Annotated in this window: 14 protein-coding genes; 12 read left to right on the forward strand and 2 right to left on the reverse strand. The window is 42.9% G+C overall.

Annotated features, from left to right (window positions below; all coding sequences use genetic code 11):
* Positions 1-15 precede the first annotated feature (15 nt).
* Positions 16-2,838 (forward strand): hypothetical protein, encoded by a 2,823-nt coding sequence (locus DWX96_RS09090; RefSeq protein ID WP_118057292.1) that lies wholly within the window; start codon positions 16-18, stop codon positions 2,836-2,838.
* On the opposite strand, the gene DWX96_RS09095 is transcribed toward DWX96_RS09090, so the two are convergent.
* Positions 2,835-3,692 carry a patatin-like phospholipase family protein gene (locus DWX96_RS09095; RefSeq protein ID WP_022242317.1) on the reverse strand — a complete coding sequence of 286 codons (858 nt, stop codon included), beginning with the start codon at positions 3,690-3,692 and terminating at the stop codon, positions 2,835-2,837. The two genes, DWX96_RS09090 and DWX96_RS09095, sit on opposite strands and share 4 nt — an antisense overlap.
* 318 nt (positions 3,693-4,010) lie before the next feature.
* On the opposite strand from DWX96_RS09095, the gene DWX96_RS09100 reads away from it, so the two are divergent.
* From DWX96_RS09100 to DWX96_RS09130, 7 genes are all read left to right on the forward strand, one after another.
* Positions 4,011-7,472 (forward strand): DNA polymerase III subunit alpha, encoded by a 3,462-nt coding sequence (locus DWX96_RS09100; protein ID WP_118057293.1) that lies wholly within the window; start codon positions 4,011-4,013, stop codon positions 7,470-7,472.
* A gap of 88 nt (positions 7,473-7,560) precedes the next feature.
* Positions 7,561-8,535 (forward strand): 6-phosphofructokinase, encoded by a 975-nt coding sequence (pfkA, locus tag DWX96_RS09105; protein ID WP_117841732.1) that lies wholly within the window; start codon positions 7,561-7,563, stop codon positions 8,533-8,535.
* A gap of 9 nt (positions 8,536-8,544) precedes the next feature.
* Positions 8,545-9,318 carry a TrmH family RNA methyltransferase gene (locus DWX96_RS09110; RefSeq protein ID WP_117841733.1) on the forward strand — a complete coding sequence of 258 codons (774 nt, stop codon included), beginning with the start codon at positions 8,545-8,547 and terminating at the stop codon, positions 9,316-9,318.
* A gap of 3 nt (positions 9,319-9,321) precedes the next feature.
* Positions 9,322-9,588: a hypothetical protein gene (locus DWX96_RS09115; protein WP_022242313.1), complete on the forward strand. Its 267-nt coding sequence runs from the start codon at positions 9,322-9,324 to the stop codon at positions 9,586-9,588.
* A 24-nt stretch (positions 9,589-9,612) separates the two neighbouring features.
* The gene (locus DWX96_RS09120; protein WP_022242312.1) at positions 9,613-10,128 is read left to right on the forward strand and encodes a transcription repressor NadR; all 516 of its coding nucleotides are present in this window, start codon (positions 9,613-9,615) and stop codon (positions 10,126-10,128) included.
* Positions 10,129-10,215: 87 nt separating this feature from the next.
* Positions 10,216-11,277 (forward strand): PTS transporter subunit IIC, encoded by a 1,062-nt coding sequence (locus DWX96_RS09125; RefSeq protein WP_118057294.1) that lies wholly within the window; start codon positions 10,216-10,218, stop codon positions 11,275-11,277.
* 228 nt (positions 11,278-11,505) lie between these two features.
* Positions 11,506-12,192 carry a GTP pyrophosphokinase gene (locus tag DWX96_RS09130; protein ID WP_118057295.1) on the forward strand — a complete coding sequence of 229 codons (687 nt, stop codon included), beginning with the start codon at positions 11,506-11,508 and terminating at the stop codon, positions 12,190-12,192.
* 143 nt (positions 12,193-12,335) lie between these two features.
* On the opposite strand, the gene DWX96_RS09135 is transcribed toward DWX96_RS09130, so the two are convergent.
* Positions 12,336-12,920, reverse strand: a complete 585-nt coding sequence (locus DWX96_RS09135) for a hypothetical protein (RefSeq protein ID WP_022243716.1) — start codon at positions 12,918-12,920, stop codon at positions 12,336-12,338.
* Positions 12,921-13,086: 166 nt separating this feature from the next.
* Between DWX96_RS09135 and ispE the strand changes: the two genes are divergently transcribed.
* The 4 genes from ispE (at position 13,087) to DWX96_RS09155 (ending at position 17,615) form a co-directional block, all read left to right on the forward strand.
* Complete coding sequence (gene ispE, locus DWX96_RS09140) at positions 13,087-13,956, forward strand: 4-(cytidine 5'-diphospho)-2-C-methyl-D-erythritol kinase (RefSeq protein WP_022243715.1); 870 nt, start codon at positions 13,087-13,089, stop codon at positions 13,954-13,956.
* Positions 13,957-13,995: 39 nt separating this feature from the next.
* The gene (locus DWX96_RS09145; RefSeq protein WP_118057296.1) at positions 13,996-14,679 is read left to right on the forward strand and encodes a GntR family transcriptional regulator; all 684 of its coding nucleotides are present in this window, start codon (positions 13,996-13,998) and stop codon (positions 14,677-14,679) included.
* Between the two features lie 162 nt (positions 14,680-14,841).
* On the forward strand, positions 14,842-16,416 hold the full coding sequence (locus DWX96_RS09150; protein WP_118057297.1) for a spore germination protein: 1,575 nt from the start codon (positions 14,842-14,844) through the stop codon (positions 16,414-16,416).
* Between the two features lie 2 nt (positions 16,417-16,418).
* Positions 16,419-17,615, forward strand: a complete 1,197-nt coding sequence (locus tag DWX96_RS09155; protein ID WP_118057298.1) for a GerAB/ArcD/ProY family transporter — start codon at positions 16,419-16,421, stop codon at positions 17,613-17,615.
* Positions 17,616-17,640: the final 25 nt, after the last annotated feature.

The raw sequence follows: 17,640 nt of genomic DNA on the forward strand, positions 1-17,640 counted from the left end.
TTTGGGAGGTAACTTATGAAATTAAAAAAGAAAACATGTGGAATCTTGGCAGTGTTACTGCTGCTGATGACTGTATTTACCGGAATGCAGGAAGTAATACCGGTACATGCAGAGGGACTGAAGGTATCCATAAACGGAACGGAACTAGAGGATGGCAGATACTATGAATTCGGAGGAAGCAGAGGGAGTGGAACCATGAGTGAATGTGACCCGGCGGCTCTTCCGGGAGCATATATCTATTATAGTGCAGGTATAATGGAAGTAAAAGGAAGTGTAAAAATATATTCGAACGGAGGAAGTTCAACAGAAATCTTAAAGATTGAAAATGGAACCCTGACATTGAAAGGGGATGGTAACTTTTATTTGACAAATTATAATGATACAGAAACATTGGTTACAGGAACTGCAGATGCAGTACTTAAGGCGGATGAATATACCGGAGATATTCAAGTTTCTGGAAGGGGTGGAAATGCTCTTATAAAGGGACTTTCTCTGGTGGATTTAAAAACCGCCGGGGAGATAACTTTAGATGCAGACGATGTTACTGGTGATGTATTTATCTCTGCCGGTTCAGTTAAGCTTGAGGCGGATCAGTTGGACATCTATTTATCAGGTGGAGCGGTGAAGTATCTGATAGAGGCAACGGATGAGCAGAACGGAGAAATCAGCCTGAAAAAGACTGGTTCCCTGAATTCGTTTGATCTGGTAAATGGAAATAATATAAATGTAACAGAGGCATTTTTTAAAGCAACAGATACTTTCCTGTCATCCAATGGAAACAGTAATTCGAACAGTTCGAGTGGCAGGATAGTTCTTGTGGGTGAAACAATAGCAGAAGGCAATCTTGAATTAGAAACAGTAAAAGATGTAACAATCCGCGCAAAGAAGACTGCGGTAAAAGGAAATCTCGCTGTCAATGCAGAAAATGGATATGGTGTTGAGATAACCAGTGAAGGGGGAGCGGTATCAACCGGAAGTACAGAGATTACGGCACCTTCATTAGTTGTTATGCTGCAGGCAAATGGAGATGCTGCCATAATCGAAGGAAATGCAAAGATAAATGCAAATAGAATATCCATGCAGAGTGCGAACAATGCAGCAATTGCAGGGGATGCAGACCTTCAGGCACGAAATTACATTACACTTCTGGGAGCAGAAGGGCATTCTGTAATAGGGGGAAGCAACATTTTAATGAATGCAGCAGGCGGTGAGCTTTCCATATCCAGAACCGGAAGTGCTGCTACCGGTACTCCGCCACTTCTGGGAGGAACATTGCAGACGCAGAATGATATCGTAAAATATAGCGATGGCGGGGAAAACTGGGTACAGATAATGGCAACCGGCGAGACATATGATGTAGATAACTGTGAACATCCGATTTTAGCAGGATATTCCGGCAGATGTATGGTCTGTGGAGAATATGACATAGAATATGCAGAGCTGATTGGAACGGATGGAACGACTAAGAGAATGCTGAATGGAGACTTCGGTGGAACCGGAGCATATAATGATTTCAGATACCTGGAAGATGGAGATACCATCAAATTTGTGAAAGATATTTATGGAAATGGAAGAACCGCAGCAATCGGAGACAGTAAAGCCGTAACCCTTGACCTGAACGGACATACATTGATTCTGGATACGATTTCCTCAGGGAACAATCTTACCATTGCAAATGGTAATTATAAGGGAAAGATTACCAATGGCGGTGTCGGACTTACAAAGGAACTGACCTTTAAAAATGCAAAAGCAGCACTGACTGATTTACAGTGGATGACGAACAGTGGAGTAAAGCTTGAGGGAAGTGAAGTTACAGTATCCGGAAATGACGGTTCTGGACGGTGCTGGTTAGAGAAGCTTACAATGGATGAAGATTCAAAGCTGGTATTAAAGAATGTGAGTCAGGGCATTTCGAATTATGCCAACGTTGCTCTGGAAGAAAGTCTCGGAACAATCCGGGGATTCCTGCCAAAAGATTATTCTATTGCAAATAGGAAGAGAAATCCGGCAGATGTTGATTACAGAAATACCATTGTGGATGCAGATGGTCAGATTGCCCAGAATGTGGAGCTTCGTTATCGTAAGATGACAGATGCAGATTTATCAGCAACATTGAATCCAACGACCTATACTTATGATGGAACAGCAAAGGAACCGGAAGTACTTGTGGTATATGACGGACAGACACTGACAAAGGATACGGATTATACCGTTGCTTATTCGGATAACAAAAATGCAGGAAGTGCAGAGGTAACAATAACAGGTATTGGAGTGTATCATGAAGCAGCACATCTGCAGTTTACGATAGGGAAGGCAGGTCAGGCGGCACCAACAGGACTGAAGGCTGTAAATACCAGTAAAACAGGTGCAAGTGATGGAGCCATTGAAAACCTGACTACTGCAATGGAATACAGCACAGATGAAATTCATTGGATCAAGGTTACAGATGGTACAAAGATAAGCCAGCTTGCAGCAGGTGACTATTTCGTACGGTATGCAGAGACAGGAAACTATCTGACTTCTGCATCTACAAAGGTGACAGTTGCCGTAAAGGAAGCCCCTTCCACTGGAAACGGTTCCAATCCAGGTGAAACCACAGGCAGTAATGGAACTACAGGCAGCACTGGAACGAACGGTTCCGGCACAGTAGCGGGAACTTCAAATAGAAGCAGCTCTGATGCAGCCGGTTCCAATACGGCAGCCCTGACGGGAACAACACAGAAGACTGCAACCATAAAAACTGGTGATGAAACACCGGTTGGAAGAATACTGCTTCTGATGTTTTCCGCAGCTGGATTGATGGTTGTGGCAGCTGCTGGCAGAAAGAAATATTGTTAATTGTTTAAGAAGGCACGCAGCGCATCCTTTTGTGCTTTATAATCACTGATTCCTAAATCATAAAGCTCCTGCATGATTTTCGGGTCAGTGGTAAAAGTGCCAATCTTAACCTGATGGGACGGTGCAAAGAGAAATGCCCGTCCTTCTTTTTGTAATTTTGCAGCAACTTCTACCGAGTGCCGGTAATTTAAGTGTCTGTTATCAATTGCAGTAATCGTATTTGGAAATTTCCGTAGCATCTTTTTGTAAAGAAAACGGTAACTCTCCGGCTGCTTGACATAGCCAAGTGGACGGCAGTAGATAATTACTACCTTGTCGCAGCCATCTGCAATGGCACGTTCAACCGGAATGGAATCTGCAACACCGCCATCATAGTAATAATTGCCGTGAAAAGAAATCGGTTTGCAGAAGCCCGGAAGGGCACAGGTTGCCATAATGCCGCGGTAGTCATCACGGCCTAAATCTTCTTTGGAAAAATATTCTGCCTTTCCGGTGGCAGCATTGGTTGCCGGAAAATGAAATTCACTTGGATTTGCTGCTAAGGCATCATAATCCAGCGGGTCGTTTCCTGTGGAATTGGTTAAGGTTCCGTAAATATATTGAAGTCCGAAGAGAGAACCGGTTTTAATCAGATTTTTGATACTGATGTAGCGGGGGTCTTTTACATGCTCTATATAGAAACGCAGATTACGACCACGTTGCCCGGCAAGGTAAGAAGCAGTATTTGCCGCACCGGCAGATACCCCCATACAATAATCAAATGTAACATTGTCGTCTAAGAAGGCATCCAGAATTCCAGCACTGTAAGCGCATTTCATACCGCCGCCTTCTACAATCAATCCAGACTTTTCCATGATATCACCTCTTGAGATATACTTCGTTAATTTTTTCACATATAGTTTAGCACATTGAAGAAGAAAGTCAAAATACACTTTTTATTGTATGTATATTCCGGAAAAATATATGAGTTTGCGGCATTCGGGCTGCTACCCATATGTCACTGCATTGTTAATATATGGGTAGCAGCACGAATGCCACAAATTGATATAATTTCCCCGGAATAATCCACACAGAATCTCCTTCCGGTCGTTGAAACCTTCCGCAAAAAACGTTATAATATGAGACAGTGATAAAAGGCGAAGAATAGAAACAGCGGAAGAGAGGAAACGGGAATGGCATTTGCCCATTTACATGTACATACAGAATACAGTCTGTTAGACGGTTCAAATAAAATAAAAGAATATGTGGAGAAAATCAAGGCACTTGGCATGACAGCAGGGGCGATTACCGACCATGGTGTTATGTATGGTGTCATTGATTTCTATAAGGCAGCCAGGGAGGCGGGAATTAACCCGGTTCTTGGCTGTGAAGTCTATGTGGCTCCCGGCTCGAGATTAGACCGCGAGATGGTACATGGAGAGGACAGATACTATCATCTTGTGCTTCTGGCAGAGAATAACACAGGCTATAGCAATCTGATGAAAATTGTATCCAAAGGCTTTGTGGAGGGATACTATTATAAGCCGCGTGTGGACATGGAAGTGTTAAAAAAATACCATGAGGGAATTATTGCCCTAAGTGCCTGTCTGGCAGGTGAAGTACAGCGTAATCTGGTACGTGGAATGTATGAAGAAGCAAAAGAAGTAGCTTACCGCTATGAACGCTGTTTTGGAAAAGGCAATTTCTTTTTAGAGCTGCAGGATCATGGAATTCCGGAGCAGAAGCTGGTAAACCAGCAGCTTCTTCGCATGAGTCAGGAGACCGGAATTGAGCTGGTGGCAACCAATGACGTGCATTACACCAATGCAGAGGATGCAGAGCCTCATGACATCCTGCTCTGCCTTCAGACCGGAAAAAAATTAGCGGACGAAGACAGAATGCGTTATGAAGGCGGACAGTATTATGTCAAATCCGAAGAGGAAATGAAATCACTTTTTCCATATGCACTGCAGGCACTGGAAAATACCCAGAAGATTGCAGACCGCTGTCATGTGGAAATTGAATTCGGACATACCAAGGTGCCGCATTTTGAGGTGCCGGAAGGCTATGATTCCTGGACTTATTTAAATAAATTGTGTCATGAAGGACTGGATAAGCGGTATGGAGCCGATGCACCAAAATATTTACAGAAATTAGATGACGAGCTTGCCGTTATTAAAAATATGGGATATGTGGACTATTTCCTGATTGTGTGGGACTTTATCCATTATGCGAGAGAGCATGATATTATGGTGGGACCGGGACGAGGCAGTGCCGCAGGAAGCCTTGTTTCTTACACCACCGGAATTACAGATATTGACCCGGTTCGTTACAATCTGATTTTTGAGCGTTTCTTAAATCCGGAACGTGTATCTATGCCCGATATTGATGTGGATTTCTGCTTTGAACGAAGACAGGAAGTTATTGATTATGTGGTAGAAAAATATGGCAAGGACTGTGTGACACAGATTGTAACCTTTGGTACGCTGGCAGCCCGTGGAGTAATCCGTGATGTGGGGCGTGTCATGGATTTGCCTTATAATTTTGTAGATACGATTGCCAAGGCAATTCCAAATGAACTGGGAATTACCATTGATAAGGCACTGATGATGAACCCGGAGCTCCGGGGCATGTATGAATCCGACGAGTCGGTAAAGAAACTTATCGATATGTCAAGAAGATTAGAAGGTCTGCCGAGGCATACGTCCATGCATGCAGCAGGCGTGGTAATCAGCCAGAAACCAATGGATGAATATGTTCCGTTGTCAAGAGCATCCGATGGCACCATAACCACACAGTTTACCATGACTACCATTGAAGAATTAGGACTTCTGAAAATGGATTTCTTAGGACTCCGGACACTGACTGTAATCCAGAATGCAGTCCGTCTTGCAGAAAAGAGCAGCGGTAAAAAAATTGATATGAATGCCATTGATTATAACGATAAGAAAGTGCTAGACTCTCTTGGAACCGGCAAAACCGATGGTGTCTTCCAGTTGGAAAGTGCCGGAATGAAGAACTTCATGAAGGAGTTAAAGCCACAGAGCTTAGAGGATGTTATCGCAGGCATTTCTCTTTACCGTCCGGGTCCAATGGACTTTATTCCGGCTTATATCAAGGGAAAAGACCACCCGGAAAGCATTACCTATGACTGCCCGGAATTGGAGCCGATTCTGGCACCGACCTATGGCTGTATCGTATATCAGGAACAGGTTATGCAGATTGTACGTGACCTCGCCGGTTATACATGGGGCAGATCTGACCTGGTGCGCCGTGCCATGTCTAAGAAAAAAGGCAAGGTAATGGAGCAGGAGCGGAAGAACTTTGTCTATGGTAATCCGGAAGAAAATGTTCCGGGCTGTATTGCAAGAGGAATCGATGAGAAAGTGGCAAACAAGATTTATGATAACATGATTGACTTTGCCAAATACGCATTTAATAAATCCCATGCGGCAGCTTATGCAGTGGTTGCATATCAGACCGCATATTTGAAATACTATTATCCGGTAGAGTTTATGGCAGCGTTAATGACATCAGTCTTAGACAATACTTCCAAAGTCTCAGAATATATCTACACCTGCCGCCAGATGGGAATCGCAATTCTGCCGCCGGATATCAATGAAGGCGAGGGTGGTTTCTCCGTATCCGGTCAGGCAATCCGCTATGGACTTTCTGCCATTAAGAGTATCGGAAGACCGGTGATTGATGCCATTGTGGAGGAGCGTAAAATCCGTGGGCCGTTTACCACGTTAAAGGATTTTATTACAAGACTTTCCGGAAGAGAAGTGAATAAACGGACCATAGAAAACTTTATCAAAGCGGGAGCCTTAGACGGACTGGAAGGAAACCGCCGTCAGAAGATGATGATATACGGTTCTCTTTTGGATGCACTGAATCAGGAAAAGAAGACCACAATGGCTGGTCAGATGACACTTTTTGATATTGCACCGGAAGAGGACAAGGCAGAGTACGAAATCAAGCTTCCGGATGTAGAAGAGTATGACAAAGAAGTGCTTCTTGGCTTTGAAAAGGAAGTTCTGGGCATATATATCAGCGGACATCCGCTGGAAGAATATATGGAGCGTTTAAAGAAGAATACCAATGCCGTTACCACAGACTTTATACTGGATGAAGAGACCGGAACCCTTAAGGTATCGGATGGCGCAAAGGTGTGTATCGGTGGAATGATTACCGATAAAGTCATCAAGTATACCAAGAATAATAAGGCAATGGCATTTATTACGTTAGAAGATCTGGTGGGAACAGTGGAAATCATCATTTTCCCGAAGGATTATGAGCGTTATGCAAAATATCTTGAAAATGATGCCAAAGTATTTGTGGAAGGCCGTGTAACTGCAGAAGAAGACCGCAACGGCAAGCTTATTTGTGAGAAAATCATTTCCTTTGATGAAGTGAAACGGGAGCTGTGGCTGCAGTTTCCAAGTAAGAGCGATTTCGAAGAAAAAGAAGGTGCTCTTTATGGAAAAATGATGGATGCCGATGGCTCAGAGCATGTCGTTATTTATCTTGCAGCAGAAAAACAGATGAAGCGTCTGCCGGAAAACAGAAATGTTGCAATTACAAAAGAGCTTTTAGAAGATCTTGGGAATTTCTTAGGTAAAGATAATGTAAAAGTTGTAGAAAAGTCGTTGTAGCCATTGCAAAACCACAGTTTAAGGATTAGAATAAAAATGATTGGATAAAGAACAAAGAGAAGTGTTTACATATAGGAGGTAACAGGGAATGTCAAAAGAAATTCAGACAATTGGTGTTTTAACCAGTGGCGGGGATGCTCCGGGCATGAACGCTGCTATCCGTGCGGTAGTAAGGGAAGCTATTGCAAAGGGAAAGAAAGTAAAAGGAATTAAGAGAGGTTATGCAGGTCTTTTGCAGGAAGAGATTATTGATATGGAAGCAAAAGATGTAGCAGACATTATCCAGAGAGGTGGAACAATTTTACAGACTGCACGTTGTCAGGAATTCGTAACACCGGAAGGACAGCAGAAGGGTGCTGAAATCTGCAGAAAACATGGCATTGATGGAATTATCGTAATCGGTGGAGACGGTTCCTTTAAGGGCGCACAGAAGCTGGCAGCACTTGGAATCAACACCATCGGATTACCGGGAACCATTGACCTTGATATTTCCTGTACCGATTATACCATCGGTTTTGATACCGCAGTAAATACTGCCATGGAAGCCATTGATAAGGTACGTGATACCTCAACCTCCCATGAGCGCTGCTCCATCATTGAAGTAATGGGCAGAGGCGCAGGCTACATTGCACTGTGGTGTGGTATTGCCAATGGAGCAGAGGATATCCTGCTTCCGGAGAAATATGATTATGACGAGCAGAAGCTTGTAAATAATATTATAGAGAACAGAAAACGTGGAAAGCAGCATCATATTATTGTAAATGCAGAAGGTATCGGTCATTCCGCAAGCATGGCAAAGAGAATTGAAGCAGCAACCGGAGTTGAAACCAGAGCGACCATCTTAGGACATATGCAGCGTGGTGGAAGCCCGACCTGTAAAGACCGTGTTTATGCATCTACCATGGGATGCATTGCCGTAGATTTGCTGTGCGAAGGCAAATCCAACCGTCTTGTAGCATATAAAAATGGTGAATTCGTAGATTATGATATTGACGAGGCACTGGCAATGACCAAATCCATTCCGGAATATCAGTATGAAATCTGTAGAAATCTTTCCAGATAGGATGTTATTATGATTACCAGTACAGCAAATCCGCAGGTAAAAAATTTAATTCAGTTAGTAAAAAAAGCCAAAGTTCGTAATGAACAGAGGCTTTTTGTTGTGGAAGGAATCCGTATGTTCCGGGAAATCCCGGAAGGCTGGCTTGATAGAATTTATGTTTCCGAGCATTTCATGGAAGAGGAATCCCATGTAAAAGTTCTGCAGGGGAAAAATTATGAAGTACTTGCCAATCATGTGTTTGAAAGTGTGTCCGATACCAAGACACCGCAGGGAATCCTTTGTCTTGTGAAAATGCCGGATTATACCTTAGAAGAAGTAATACCAAAGGAAAATGCCCATCTTCTGATTCTTGAAAGTATTCAGGATCCGGGCAATTTAGGCACGATGTTCCGAACCGGAGAGGGAGCGGGAATCAGCGGAATTATCATGAACCGCACCACTGTAGATGTTTTTAATCCAAAGACCATCCGCTCCACTATGGGCAGTATCTTTCGCGTACCATTTTTCGTGACGGAAAACCTGCAGGATATATTGATGCAGTTAAAGTCCCGGAAAATAAAGCTTTACAGTGCCCATCTGCAGGGCAGTGTTTCTTATGAGGAGCCGGATTATAAAGAACCCACAGGCTTTTTAATTGGAAATGAAGGAAATGGATTATCGGATGAGATTGCCAGAATGGCAGATACCTATATCCACATTCCAATGGCAGGAAAAGTAGAATCACTGAATGCAGCAATTGCGGCAACACTGCTGATGTATGAGGCAGCACGCCAGAGGAGGTAAGGGATGTTCCGGTTATGGGCAAAAGAATTTAAAGACAATCATATGTTAAAGGATACCACCATCTGTGATGACTCCGGGGATACCAGAACCCATAAGGTGTTCCGGGCATTAGATGAGGTGTGCTATACCTTTGATTTGGGAAAACCAATCTGGTTAGACCGCAATGTGGATGAATTTAAGCGGCATGCAAAGACCAGGTTTTATCAGGATAATTTTGTGGAAGAAATTGAATTTGATTTTTTGGAAATTCATGTGATTGAAGAGGATTAAGTAACTGTGTCAGGAGGAAAGAAAATGGAAGGGCAGATGCGCCGGGATACCATCATTAAGATGCTGGGGGAGAAGGGAAAACCTTTGTCCGGAACAGAATTGGCAAAAGAATTAGGAGTCAGCCGTCAGGTGATTGTACAGGATATTGCATTGCTTCGTGCAGTAAATAAGAATATTTTAAGCACCAACAAAGGCTATGTGCTTTATGACCCTTCGGAAGAGACACAGAAAGCAAGAAGAACCATTGCAGTAAGCCACAGTGATGAACAGACACAGGATGAGCTTTATACCATCGTGGATTTCGGTGGGAAAGTCTTAGACGTCGTAATCGAGCATGATATTTACGGACAGATAACGGTGGATCTGATTTTAAAAAGCCGTCAGGATGTGGACGAATTTATTGCAAAGGTTGCAAAGAGCAAGGCAAAGCCGCTTAAGACACTGACCGGAAATAAACACTTTCATACCGTAGAAGCAGATTCAGAACAATTACTTGACATCATAGAAGAAAAATTACGGGAAAAAGGCTACGCAAGATAACAGCTTGACTTTTTTTCTCGATATGGTAAACTACTCCTTGACTGACAAGACAACTGACAAGACAGCTAAAGTCAAGGAGGAAGAAAAATGGAAAAGATAAAAGCGTTCTTAAAACGCAAAAATATTATTATCTCAGCAAAAAGATATGGCATTGATGCCTTAGGTGCAATGGCACAAGGTCTTTTTGCTTCTCTTTTAATTGGAACAATTATCAGTACAATTGGTGAGCAGGCTGGCATCCAGCTTCTGGTGGACATCGGTGGATATGCCAAAGCAGCAACCGGCCCGGCAATGGCAATCTCCATTGGTTTTGCTTTGCAGTGTCCGCCACTGGTGCTTTTTTCACTGGCAGCCGTCGGTGTGGCCGCAAATACCCTGGGTGGAGCAGGCGGACCGCTGGCAGTATTGATTGTCACCATCTTTGCAGCCGAATTCGGTAAAGCAGTATCCAAAGAAACCAAAATTGATATTATCGTCACTCCGTTTGTAACCATTTTCATCGGAGCAGGCTTATCCATCTGGTGGGCACCGGCAATCGGAGCCGCAGCTAGTGCAGTAGGAAATGCCATTATGTGGGCAACTGAATTGCAGCCGTTCTTTATGGGAATTTTAGTCTCTGTAATTGTAGGTATCGCACTGACGCTGCCAATCAGCAGTGCTGCAATCTGTGCAGCTTTGGGACTGACCGGACTGGCAGGAGGAGCTGCAGTAGCAGGATGCTGTGCCAACATGATAGGTTTTGCAGTACTGAGCTTCCGGGAAAATAAATGGGGCGGACTTTTCGCACAGGGAATCGGAACTTCCATGTTACAGATGGGAAATATCGTGCGGAATCCAAGAATCTGGCTTCCGGCAATTTTAAGCTCCGCCATAACAGGTCCAATAGCAACCTGCGTCTTCCATCTTCAGATGAACGGTGCAGCCGTAGCATCCGGAATGGGAACCTGTGGACTGGTTGGTCAGATTGGTATTTATACCGGCTGGATTAATGATATTGCATCCGGCACCAAGGCAGCCATTACACCAATGGACTGGATTGGAATGCTGTTAGTATGCTTTATCTTACCGGGTGTTTTAACCTGGGCATTCGGTCTGTTCTTCCGTAAGATTGGCTGGATCAAAGAAAATGATTTGAAGCTCGATTTATAAGAATAATTTAAGAAAATATAGATAAAAGTTATACCATAAGAAAACAAAAACAATACTTCTTGTGCATAATTATTAAAAATTGATAAAAATTTAACTAATAACAAACATATTATACAAAGATGTGCTATACTAAAGTTAGATTATTATTGCATATATTATAACTTACGAGGAAAATTCCGGAAATATAAAAAGGTTATTTTCCGCAGTAGATGCATGGAGGAGTAGAAAATGGAATCACCAATTGAAGTGACAGAAGGTGTAGATGGTTGGAATACCATAATCTTTCTTTATAATTCTGCATTAAAAGAAGTTGGAACCAAGCTTGAAATATTAAATGATGAATTTCAGCATGTACATCAGTACAATCCGATAGAATATATAAAGCGGCGGATTAAGACGCCGGAGAGTATCGTAAAGAAGCTGAAACGATATGGTTACGAGAGTACCATTGATAATATGGTCAATTATGTAAATGACATTGCAGGAATCCGTATTGTATGTTCCTTTACCTCTGATATTTATCGTATGGCAGAGATGATTGGAAAACAGAATGACCTTACCGTGGTATCGGTAAAGGATTATATCAGGCATCCGAAGGAAAGCGGCTATAAGAGTTATCATATGTTGGTTACGGTGCCGATTTTTTTATCAGACCGCGTAGTGGATACAAAGGTTGAGATTCAGATACGGACCATTGCCATGGACTTCTGGGCGAGTCTTGAACATAAGATTTATTACAAATTCGAAGGAAATGCACCGGAATATATCAGTAAAGATTTACGGGAGTGTGCAGAAATTGTTTCTATGCTGGATGCAAAGATGTTATCCTTGAACGAAGCAATTCTAGAGGCAAAGGCAGCACAGGAAGCGGAGCTTTTGCGGGAAGAAAAAGATAGAGCGGATAAAGAAAAATAAAAGAAGCTGCCGGTTTGGCAGCTTCTTTTTTACGCGAGTAGCGAGAAAAATCGCATGCTTGCGTGCAGATTTGGCGAGCACCGCGATAACTCGAGAAACTCGCAAAGCGTGTTTCTCGTAGTTGCAAGTGGCTTAAAAATGATTTAATCGTCTTCACCATTCATCCAGCTATCGAATTTTTCTAATACTTTATCATAGGTCTGCTGGGAAATATCAGGAAGCTTTCCACCCCAGGCTTTGGTAGCCTGATCAAAGCCCTTTTTAAAAGCATCTGCTAATTCCTGGGCTTTGGACTTATCATTACCGGATAATGCTTTTGCAAAATCTAAAATACGGTCAGAGGTCTGGTTTACACCCCAGTATCCGTCTTCTGCAATATCAGCCTGTGCCTGAGCCTTTACATCAGCAGAAACGGTGAAGTTACCGCCTGCAAGGAAAGACCACATATCATCGGCTTTGCCAATGGCTGCGCCCTGTTTGCTCATCATCTGTTCTACAATTCCGCGAAGCTGTGAAATACGGCTGTCAGAATCAGCTTTCATCTTTGCAATGAGAGCAGAGTTCTGTGTCTTTTGGGAAGAACTGCTCTTGTCGCTGGAGCCTTTTTCATAGATAACACCGGTAGAGGTGTCATTCTTCGAAGATTCGGTCTTCTTAGAAGAAACTTTGGAATCTGTGGCAACAGTGGATGCAGCAGATACATAATTGTTAATAGAATTAATTGCCATAATCTTAACCCTCCTTGGTCAAATGCTTACTAAGTATCCATTCTTAGTCTTATTCATATATTTTATCGGTAAGAATGGGACAAAATATAAGAGGAAGAATTGACCTTTTTTAGAAAAAATGATAACATAAATTTGTATCATGTATACAAAATACAGGAGAAAAACAATGGACGAACTTGCAGTAAAAGCACTGGCAAAAATAAATCTTGGATTGGACGTATTACGTCGGAGAGAAGATGGGTATCATGAAGTAAAGATGGTTATGCAGACCATTCATTTATATGACCAGCTTCATCTTAAGAAAATAGAGTCTGGCATACATTTAGAGACAAATCTTGGATTTCTTCCGGTAGATGAAAGTAATCTGGCTTACCGGGCAGCGAGACTTATGAAAGAAAAATATCAGATTGAAGAAGGCATTGATATCCGGCTGAATAAGCGGATTCCTGTTGCTGCCGGGATGGCAGGTGGAAGCACGGATGCCGCAGGTGTGCTTTATGGAATCAATGAATTATTCAATCTTGGAATAAAGCGGAAAGAACTGATGGAGCTGGGCGTTCAGATTGGGGCTGACGTACCGTATTGCATCATGCGTGGTACAGCTTTGGCAGAAGGCATTGGAGAAAAATTAACTTCACTGCCACCGATGGTGAAGTGTCCGGTAGTGATTGCCAAACCGCAGGTCAGTGTATCTACTAAATATGTCTATGAGAATCTGAAGCTGGATGAGCATACACAGCATCCTGACATTGATGCCTTAATACAGAATATCCGCACAAAGGATTTGCCGGCAATTGCAGGTAGTATGGGAAATCTTTTAGAAACGGTTACTGCAAAAAAGTATCCGGAGATAGAGAAGATAAAAGAACTGATGCGGGAAAATGGTGCATTGAATGCCATGATGAGTGGAAGTGGCCCGACAGTATTTGGACTTTTTGATGAATTGGAAACGGCAAAAATGGCAGCAGCGATTGTACGTCAGAGCGGGCTCGCAAGGCAGGTCTTTGTAACAGATATTTATAATAATAGAAGATAAGAACATGCCCTTTATAAAAAAGGGTTGGAGGGTTAATATATGACAGATAATCTGGAATTAAATATGAATGCATATCTTCCTTTGCGAGATGTTGTATTTAATACACTTCGTGAGGCAATATTAAAAGGAGAATTAAAACCGGGTGAAAGACTGATGGAGCTGCAGCTGGCATCTAAGCTTGGAGTCAGCCGGACTCCGATTCGTGAGGCCATCCGGATGTTAGAGCAGGAGGGGCTTGCTGTAACCATACCGAGAAGAGGAGCCGAGGTTGCCCGCATGACAGAAAAGGACATGGAAGATGTGTTACAGATCCGGGCAGCTTTAGATGAACTGGCAGTGCAGCTTGCAACAGAACAGATTACAGATGAACAGTTTGATGCATTAGAACAGGCAAGACAGAATTTTGAAAATTCTTTAAAAAGTGATGATGTAAAAGAAATTGCACAGGCAGATGTGGCATTTCATGATGCAATTTATAATGCTACCGGAAATGCAAAACTGGTATCCATGCTGAACAATCTGCGGGAGCAGATGTATCGTTATCGTGTAGAATATTTAAAGGACGAGACGATTTATCCGAGATTATTAAAGGAACATAAGGATATTGCAGAGAGTCTTCGCAGGAAGGACAAGTTTCGTGCTTCAGAAACCATGCGGGAGCATGTGAAGAATCAGGCAGAAGCAGTCAAAGATATGATCCGTCAGCAGGAACAAGACCAATAGCATAAAGAAACAGGAATAAAAAAGCAAAATACGGAAACACTAAGGACAGACCGCACAGGGTCTGTCCTTTTTGCATATGCACAGGTGACTGGAAAATCGCATGCTTATATGCAGAGCTGGCGGACATCCGATACTATAAAAATTATGCCAAGGAGTTGATTTATGCAGCAGAAAGAAGAGAAAATCGCAGGGCACACTGCAAAGCATATCGCAGGACACACCGCAGAACATACAACAGAACGTAATGCAGAATACAATGATGAAATTACAACCAGTTTGCAGGAAAATGCTGCACGTTTTCAGAAGATATTTTCCGGGTGTGCGGATATTAAAATGCGAAACATGAAGATTGGACAGAAGCAGCAGATTGCGTGTATGGCAGCATACATAGAGGTAACCGGTGGTGGAGCAATTTTTGAGAAATCTCTCGTTGGCAGGCTTTTAAACGAATTGTGTCATTATAATGAAAAAGAAGTCTATGAGCGGCTGTCGCAGAATGCCCTTGGCTTATCGGATGTTACGCCCTTTGATACTTTTTCGGATGCAGCAGCAGGTCTTTTGACCGGAGATACCATTCTATTTATAGATGGCTATGATAAAGCGTTAAAGATTCCGGATAAGGGATACCCTTCTATGGGAATTTCAGAAGTAAATTCAGAAAAGGTAATCAGGGGCTCTAATGAAGGATTTACCGAGTCCGTAAAAGCGAATACGGCATTAGTACGTAAAAGGATTCGTTCTCCGAAAGTGAAGGTAAAAGAGAAAAAGATAGGGCTGCGCAGTAAGACCAATGTGGATTTGATGTATATGGAGGATTTGATTTATCCAGGAGTTTTAGAGGAGGTAGAAAAGCGGCTTGACGGATTTGAAATTGACGGAGTCTTAGACAGTGGAATCATTGAACAGCTTACAGAAGAAAAATGGTATTCTCCATTTCCGCAGTTTCAGACCACACAGCGGCCGGACCGGGCAGCTATGGCAATTTTAGAGGGAAGGGTAGTGCTGATTGCGGATAATTCACCAATTGCACTGATTCTGCCGACGGATTATAACTCCTTCATACAGACCAGTGATGACTATTACAACCGCTGGGAAATTGCATCATTGGGAAGAATTTTACGTTTTCTGGCTTCTTTTTTTGCCATGACATTACCGGGACTGTATCTTGCGGTCTGTAATTTTCATACACAGATACTGCCGACGAAATTGCTGTTATCCTTTGCAGCAGCAAGACAGGGAGTGCCGTTTCCCGGGGTGGTGGAGGTACTTTTGATGGAGTTATCCTTTGAACTGTTGCGGGAAGCAGGCGTGCGCCTTCCGGGAGCTATGGGGAATACCATAGGAATTGTCGGTGGGCTGATTATCGGACAGGCGGCGGTGGAAGCAAATCTGGTCAGTCCTATCGTGGTAATTGTGGTGGCATTTACAGCACTGTGTTCCTTTGCGGTACCCAATGAAGAATTTGCAACAGCATTTCGCATCTTGAAATTTTTCTTTATTGCCATGTGTGCGTGGCTGGGCTTTTTCGGCTTTTTGATGGCTTTACTTGCGGTACTCATTCATCTGTCGCATCTTCAGAGTTTTGGCATTCCATATCTGATGCCCTTTGTAGGCGCAGATGTAACGGATTATCAGGATGAGCGGGACAGTCTGCTGCGTCTGCCATTATATCAATTGCGGCACAGACCGGTTTTTGCGAGACGCCACAATCGTCTGCGGCTTAGGAGGAAAAAGTAATTATGTTTTCAGAAAATCAGAAAATATCAGAGAGGCAGATGGCAAGGCTCCTGATTTTTGATATGTGCGGAATCAGTACGTTGCTGCTTCCCGGACTGTTAGGAAAAATGCTTGGGACAGACGGCGTATTTGCCATATTGCTGGGAGCAGTGCCGGTGTATCTATTTACCTTTCTTCCAGAGCTGCTACAGGAAAAGCGGAAAAACAGTAATACCAGAAATGGCAGTAACACCAGCAATATCAGTAATATCGGGAAAAGTTATCCGGAGATTTTAAAGAAGCAAGGAAATGGTTTTATTCGCATTTTTGTACTGGTAGTCTATACAGTCGAGGGGATTCTGCTGGCGGGCTATGGCTTATTTCTTTTAAGTGACCTGATGGTGAGTGAATTGTTAAAGGATAGTTCATTTGTGCTGGCAGCAGTTTTACTAATGCTTTTATGTGGCTATGGAATCTGGCAGGGCATCGAAGGGCGTGCCCGGGTGTATGAAATCCTGTTCTGGTTTGTATTTCTTCCACTTATTTTAATGCTGCTTCTGGCAACAAAGGATGTCAATACGATTTACTGGACTCCGGTAATGGTACATTCCTGGGGAAACTTTGTTAAAGGGACAGCGGCAGTTGTGCTTCTGTATGGCACAATGGCATTTGTTTTGTTTTTACAGCCCTATCTTGCAGAAAATGTCCGTGTAGGACGAACATGCCGGAAAAGCCTTTGTGTTACAGTGATTTTTAATGCTGCAATCTATCTGATTACGCTTGGCATCTTTGGCAGTGGCATGCTGCCGAAAATGAAATATCCGGCAATTACATTAATGAGCATGATAAAACTGCCAGGCGGTTTCTTCGAACGGCAGGATGCCTTTATGGTAGCAATCTGGTTCTTTACAATTTACGCATTTATCAATACCGGAATGTTTTATGCCTCGGATTTGCTGAAAGCTGTATGGCAAAAGGAAGGGCGCCAAAAAGCGGATGGGAAAAATGAAGCGATTCCGGGAAAAGCCGATGCGAAAAGTATAGAAAAATTGATAATACCAAGTGTAATGGTTCTTACATTTGCAGTCACATTACTTTTTTACCGGCTACCGGAGTGGAAAATAATGTTTATATGGATTCAGGCAATTGCATTTCTTCCGTTGACGGTAATTCTTCCGCTGTGCATTGGAGAGATAAGTAAATGCCGGGAAAAGGGATAGTGAAAAGGGATAGTGAAAAAGGATA

It is taken from the genome of Roseburia sp. AF22-2LB, assembly GCF_003461125.1.
GTDB classification, from domain to species: domain Bacteria; phylum Bacillota; class Clostridia; order Lachnospirales; family Lachnospiraceae; genus Roseburia_C; species Roseburia_C amylophila.

What these genes read in the sequence shown, in the direction of transcription:
- DWX96_RS09090 (WP_118057292.1), top strand. Translation starts at nt 16, where the DNA reads ATGAAATTAAAAAAGAAAACATGTGGAATCTTGGCAGTGTTACTGCTG.
- DWX96_RS09095 (WP_022242317.1), bottom strand. Translation starts at nt 3,692, where the DNA reads ATGGAAAAGTCTGGATTGATTGTAGAAGGCGGCGGTATGAAATGCGCT.
- DWX96_RS09100 (WP_118057293.1), top strand. Translation starts at nt 4,011, where the DNA reads ATGGCATTTGCCCATTTACATGTACATACAGAATACAGTCTGTTAGAC.
- pfkA (WP_117841732.1), top strand. Translation starts at nt 7,561, where the DNA reads ATGTCAAAAGAAATTCAGACAATTGGTGTTTTAACCAGTGGCGGGGAT.
- DWX96_RS09110 (WP_117841733.1), top strand. Translation starts at nt 8,545, where the DNA reads ATGATTACCAGTACAGCAAATCCGCAGGTAAAAAATTTAATTCAGTTA.
- DWX96_RS09115 (WP_022242313.1), top strand. Translation starts at nt 9,322, where the DNA reads ATGTTCCGGTTATGGGCAAAAGAATTTAAAGACAATCATATGTTAAAG.
- DWX96_RS09120 (WP_022242312.1), top strand. Translation starts at nt 9,613, where the DNA reads ATGGAAGGGCAGATGCGCCGGGATACCATCATTAAGATGCTGGGGGAG.
- DWX96_RS09125 (WP_118057294.1), top strand. Translation starts at nt 10,216, where the DNA reads ATGGAAAAGATAAAAGCGTTCTTAAAACGCAAAAATATTATTATCTCA.
- DWX96_RS09130 (WP_118057295.1), top strand. Translation starts at nt 11,506, where the DNA reads ATGGAATCACCAATTGAAGTGACAGAAGGTGTAGATGGTTGGAATACC.
- DWX96_RS09135 (WP_022243716.1), bottom strand. Translation starts at nt 12,920, where the DNA reads ATGGCAATTAATTCTATTAACAATTATGTATCTGCTGCATCCACTGTT.
- ispE (WP_022243715.1), top strand. Translation starts at nt 13,087, where the DNA reads ATGGACGAACTTGCAGTAAAAGCACTGGCAAAAATAAATCTTGGATTG.
- DWX96_RS09145 (WP_118057296.1), top strand. Translation starts at nt 13,996, where the DNA reads ATGACAGATAATCTGGAATTAAATATGAATGCATATCTTCCTTTGCGA.
- DWX96_RS09150 (WP_118057297.1), top strand. Translation starts at nt 14,842, where the DNA reads ATGCAGCAGAAAGAAGAGAAAATCGCAGGGCACACTGCAAAGCATATC.
- DWX96_RS09155 (WP_118057298.1), top strand. Translation starts at nt 16,419, where the DNA reads ATGTTTTCAGAAAATCAGAAAATATCAGAGAGGCAGATGGCAAGGCTC.